Origin of the sequence: uncultured Bradyrhizobium sp., assembly GCF_936943645.1 — a bacterium.
GTDB lineage: Bacteria > Pseudomonadota > Alphaproteobacteria > Rhizobiales > Xanthobacteraceae > Bradyrhizobium.
This window is the reverse complement of the sequence record NZ_CAKZJO010000032.1, coordinates 1-5,074: the sequence shown is the minus strand read 5'-3', so window position 1 is coordinate 5,074 and position 5,074 is coordinate 1. Positions and strand designations below refer to the sequence as shown.

4 protein-coding genes are annotated in these 5,074 nt (G+C 64.2%); 2 read left to right on the top strand and 2 right to left on the bottom strand.

What is annotated here, in order from left to right; genetic code table 11:
• Nucleotides 1–180: 180 nt before the first annotated feature.
• Together Q0743_RS03780 and Q0743_RS03775 are read left to right on the top strand one after the other, a co-directional pair.
• Nucleotides 181–906 (top strand): thermonuclease family protein, encoded by a 726-nt coding sequence (locus Q0743_RS03780; protein ID WP_298240251.1) that lies wholly within the window; start codon nt 181–183, stop codon nt 904–906.
• 102 nt (nt 907–1,008) lie between these two features.
• Complete coding sequence (locus Q0743_RS03775; protein ID WP_298240250.1) at nt 1,009–2,196, top strand: aminotransferase class V-fold PLP-dependent enzyme; 1,188 nt, start codon at nt 1,009–1,011, stop codon at nt 2,194–2,196.
• A 109-nt stretch (nt 2,197–2,305) separates the two neighbouring features.
• Here the strand turns inward: Q0743_RS03775 and Q0743_RS03770 are convergent, their stop codons facing one another.
• Entirely contained in the window at nt 2,306–3,409 is a 1,104-nt protein-coding gene (locus tag Q0743_RS03770) for a hypothetical protein (RefSeq protein ID WP_298240249.1), read from the bottom strand.
• Complete coding sequence (locus tag Q0743_RS03765) at nt 3,409–4,845, bottom strand: MBOAT family protein (protein ID WP_298240248.1); 1,437 nt, start codon at nt 4,843–4,845, stop codon at nt 3,409–3,411. The genes Q0743_RS03770 and Q0743_RS03765 overlap by 1 nt, the downstream gene beginning before the upstream one ends.
• Between the last annotated feature and the right edge of the window lie 229 nt (nt 4,846–5,074).

Sequence of the window (5,074 nt, the reverse complement as noted above, 5' to 3'; positions counted from 1 at the left end):
GTCACGCAATCTCGCTTTGCTCGATCGCATGCCGACCCTCCCCCTCCAGGGGAGGGTAAGAACGCCGTCGCGCAATGACGGGAAGTTGAAAGCCTAACCGTTAGGCATAAGCTGGCCCGGCGGCCAAAAGCCGACCACAATTGCGCGGCTTATCGATCGTTTCATCACACGCGGACCGGCATGTTGCGAAAATTCCTGATTGCGCTGTCTCTGCTCGCTCTTCCCTCGCTTGCCCACGCCGCCGACATCACCGGCACGGCAAAAATCCGCGCCGGCGATACCGTCGCGATCGGCAATACGCGGATCCGGCTCGGCGGCATCGACGCGCCCGCGATCGACCAGCTCTGCCTCAACACCAAGGCGGAGCGCTGGACCTGCGGCGTCGCAGCGCGCGACGCGCTCGCCAAATACGCCGACGGCAAGAGCTGGGTCTGTCACGCCCGTTCGATCGACCGGCGCGGCCGCACCGTGGCGCGTTGCGAGGTCGGCGGCGAGGACATCCAGAAATGGCTGGTGCGCAGCGGCTGGGCGCTGGCCTACACCCGGATGTCCCACGATTACGAAGCAGACGAAAAGGCCGCGCGTGAAGCCAAGGCCGGGATGTGGCAGGGCGCCTTCATCGCGCCATGGGACTGGCGCGTGCGCAACAAGAAGACGCAGATCCTGGGTGCGACCAAGCCGCCTGATGGCGCGCATGCCGTGCTGCTCGCTTCGGCCTCGGGACCGGTGGCGCCCTCCCCGGACTGCACCATCAAGGGCAACGTCAACAGTGCCGGCGAGTGCATCTATCACCGGCCGACCAGTCGCTGGTACACCCAGATCAAGATGAAGATCAGCAAGGGCACCCGCTGGTTCTGCTCGGTGGAAGAGGCGGAGGCCGCCGGCTGCCGCGAGACCAAGCGATAACCAGACCTGCGTTTTGGACGCTTTTCCAAGGCCCTCGCCCCGCGTAAAATCGTTGTTACAGCCACCCACCCATCCGTTCTCTGGCAATAAGGACCGACAGCAATGACCGTTCGCGCGGGCCGGGAGTTTCTGGCCATCCCCGGGCCCACCACGATGCCCGACGAGGTGCTGCGGGCGATGCATCGTCCGGCGATCGACATCTACTCCAAGGAGATGCTCGACCTGACCGAGAGCCTGCTCGACGACATTTCGAAACTGTTCGCGACCAAGGGCAAGTCCTACATCTACATCGCCAACGGTCACGGCGCCTGGGAAGCCGCGCTCAGCAACGTGCTGTCACGCGGCGACAAGGTGCTGGTGCTGGAGAGCGGGCGCTTTGCGATCGGCTGGGGCAATGCGGCGGCGCTGATGGGCGCCGAGGTCGAGGTGCTCAAGGGCGACTGGCGCCGCGCGGTGCGGCCGCACGAGGTCGAGGAGCGGCTGCGCCGCGACAAGGAGCACAGCATCAAGGCCGTCGTCGTGGTCCAGGTCGACACGGCCTCGGGCGTGCAGAACGACATCGAGGCGATCGGCAAGGCGATCAAGGCCAGCGGCCATCCCGCACTCTACATGGTCGACACCGTGGCCTCGCTCGGCTGCATGCCGTTCGAGATGGACAAATGGGGCATCGACGTCGCGATGTCCGGCTCGCAGAAGGGCCTGATGACGCCGCCCGGTCTCGGCTTCGTCGCCGCCAATGCGCGCGCGCTCGAGGTGCACAAGAAGGCCAACATGTCGACGCCCTATTGGAGCTGGAGCGAGCGCGAGGGCACCGAGAACTATCGCAAATATGCCGGCACCGCGCCGGTGCATCTGTTGTTCGGGCTGCGCAAGGCGATCGACATGCTGCACGAGGAAGGGCTCGAAAACGCCTTCCGCCGTCACAGCCTGCTTGGCGAAGCCGCGCGCCGCGCGGTCTCCGTCTGGTCGGAAGGCCAGGTGCTCGGCTTCAACGTCGCGGAGGCGAACGAGCGTTCCAACACCGTGACCACGGTGACCATGAGCAACGGCCACGACCCCGCGGTGCTGCAACGCTATTGCAAGGACAAGTGCGGCGTCGTGCTCGGCACCGGCATCGGCGATCTCTCCGGCCAGGCCTTCCGCATCGCCCATATGGGTCACGTCAACGCGCCGATGCTGCTCGGCACGCTCGGGGTGATCGAGGTCGGGCTGAACGCGCTGAAGATCCCGCACGGCAAGGGCGGGCTGGAAGCGGCAGTGTCGTATCTCGGGGACGAGGTGGCGGCGTAACGTAACAAGACACTACAAGCACCGCTGTCGTCCCGGACAAGCGGAGCGCCGGCAACGCGCAGCGTTGTCAGCGTGGAGCGCAGATCCGGGACGACAGCGGAGTGTTTGGCTAGGGCTTCGGCAACCGATACACCTCCACTTGCGCTTTCAGCTGCTCCAGTGACGCGGTCGGCGTCTTCGGATCGACCCGATACTCCCCGCCCGCCAACCACTTCAACACCATTGCGTCCACCACCGGCGAATGGTGGATGACATCGCCGTAGTTATTCAGATCGTGCGTCACCGCCTTGATCCCCCGGAAATCGTGCAGGCGGACGTTGGGAAGCTGCGTCAGGCGCTGCGCGATCACCGCCGTGAGATCAGTCACGATCTTCAGCGTGTCGGGCGAGGCATCGCGCATGGCGACGAATTGCAGGATCGAATAAGGCGGGAAGTAGATGTCGAAGGTCACCTCGGGATGGCGCGCGATCAGGCCGACGGCATCCTGCTCGAAATGCCGCACCATGGCCTCAAAGCCGTAGCTTTCGCCGAGAAAGCGGCTGCGCGAGGGAGCCGTGATGTAAGCGAACGACGCCAGCGTCTTCGTCGCATTGTAGTCGCGGGCGATATCGAAATCGCGCGGCAGCGCGTAGATGTCGTCTACATCCGACAAGGCGAACTTGACCGGAAGATAAGGTGCCGCCCGGGTCAGCGGCTGGCGCAATGGCGGAACCGAGCGCAGCAGCGTGAACAGGGATTCCTTCGCCATCGCCGCGCTGAACAGATAGGACGCGATCCCCTTCGCGGTCCCGCGATAGAGATCGACGGACAGATAGGGATCCGTCTCGATGTCGGCAGCATCGACGAAGATGAAATCGTCCATTTCCCAGATCACCCGTTTCGCGCCGTGCGCGATCGCCCGCTCCAGCACGAAGGCCTGCTGTCGCGAATTGGAGCCGGTCATCGCCAGCTTGAGCGAATGCACGTCGAGCGCGCGGTCGATGTCGCTCTGGCGGAAATGGATCGCGAGCGAGGTGCCCATGAAGGCGGTGTCGAACGGCTGGCTGCGGATCAGCCCGGCATTCTGCACGCGCGTGTCGTCGGAATAGAATGCGCGCGGCGAGGAGCGAAACAGCTGCAGTGGATCGACGGCGTAAGTCAGCGCGGCCGCACCCAGCACGCACACGATGCTGGCGAGCAGCAGACGCCTCAGATATGTGAACGCTCCGCGCATCAGAACCGGAAATAAATGAATTCGCTGTGGCTCTGGATTCCGAGAAGTCCGAAGGCGAGCACCAGCGACGTACCATAGAGAACCAGCGGCCGCATACGCCCGGCCCGCAAGGCCTCGCCGACCCTGCGGTTGTCGTGATCGTATCCCATGAGCGCTTGCGTGTTCGGCGCCAGCCATACCAGCGCAGCATAGACCGCAATGAGGACGAGGGCTGCGATCTCCTCGCGGTCGAAGACGATGTTGGAGGGATCGGCCATCGCATGGAGCACCCGGAGCGCCCACTCCATGCTCGCGGCCCGGAAGAACACCCAGGCGACGACGACGGCGAGGAACGTCAGCACAGCGCCCGCAATGCGGACAGGTTGCGCCAGCACCCCCGGAACGCCAGGCACCAGCGCGTTGAAGGCGTGGTTGACGCAGAGATAGGCGCCGTGCAGCGCGCCCCAAACGACAAACGTCCAGGCTGCGCCGTGCCAGAGCCCGCCGAGCAGCATCGTGATCATCAGATTGACATAGCGCAGCACGCGCCCCCTGCGGTTGCCGCCGAGCGGGATGTAGAGATAATCGCGCAGGAATTGCGACAGCGTCATGTGCCAGCGCCGCCAGAAATCGACGATGCTGGTGGCCTTGTAGGGTGAGTTGAAGTTGACGGGCAGGAAGATGCCGAACATCAGCGAGATCCCGATCGCCATGTCGGAATAGCCGGAGAAATCGAAATAGAGCTGGAACGTGTAGGCGAGCGCACCACACCAGGCCTGGTCAAAGCTCGGCGAGCGGGCTTCGAAAGCGAGCGCGACCAGCGGCTGGATGCCGTCGGCGAGGCAGGTCTTCTTGAACAGGCCGATGGCGAAGATGATGACGCCGCACAGCATGAGATGCCCGTCCGGGCGCTTGGTCTCCTCGCGCTCGAATTGCGGGATCATGTCCTTGTGGTGAAGGATCGGCCCTGCGATCAGATGCGGAAAATAAGTCACGAACAGCGCATAATGCGGCAGCGCGTAGGCGGCGACCCGGCCGCGCCAGGCATCGACCAGGAACGCAATCTGGGTGAAGGTGTAGAAGGAGATGCCGACGGGCAGCAAGATGTGGACCGCGGCGTGGGTGCCGAACAGGGCGTTGAGGTTCTCGGTGACGAAGCCGGCATATTTGAAGATGCCAAGCACCAGCAGATCGCCGGCGACGCCGAGCGCGAGCACTGCCTTTCGTTGCGAGGCCCCGAGCTTCGCCACGATCAGGAGATGGCCGACGCCGTAGTTGAACGCGATCGAGAGCAGCAACAGGCCTGAGAACTGCCAGCTGCCGATGGCATAGAAGGCGAGCGAGGCCAGCGCCAGCCAGATCACCGGTGTCAGATTGCTGTGCCGCCCAAGCCAGAAATAGCCCGCCAGCACGATCGGCAGGAACAGCAGGATGAACGGGTAGGAATTGAACAGCATCAGGCTGGACCGGCGGCGGCGATATGGACCCTCAAAGCATAGAAGAGGCTGATCAACAACCCGGCGGCATGGAGCGTTGGCGCTGGCAATCCGCGAAATCGGGACGATATAAGGGAACACGGCGCCTTCTTCCCCTCTCCCCGCCTGCGGGGAGAGGGTCAGGGTGAGGGGGAGTCTCCACAGGGACGGTGACAGTTTGACTCGCGGAGAGCCCCCCCCCCCCCCCCCC

Bases quoted from the DNA above. Each gene is read 5' to 3' on its own strand.
- Q0743_RS03780 (WP_298240251.1), top strand. From the start codon at position 181: ATGTTGCGAAAATTCCTGATTGCGCTGTCTCTGCTCGCTCTTCCCTCG.
- Q0743_RS03775 (WP_298240250.1), top strand. From the start codon at position 1,009: ATGACCGTTCGCGCGGGCCGGGAGTTTCTGGCCATCCCCGGGCCCACC.
- Q0743_RS03770 (WP_298240249.1), bottom strand. From the start codon at position 3,409: ATGCGCGGAGCGTTCACATATCTGAGGCGTCTGCTGCTCGCCAGCATC.
- Q0743_RS03765 (WP_298240248.1), bottom strand. From the start codon at position 4,845: ATGCTGTTCAATTCCTACCCGTTCATCCTGCTGTTCCTGCCGATCGTG.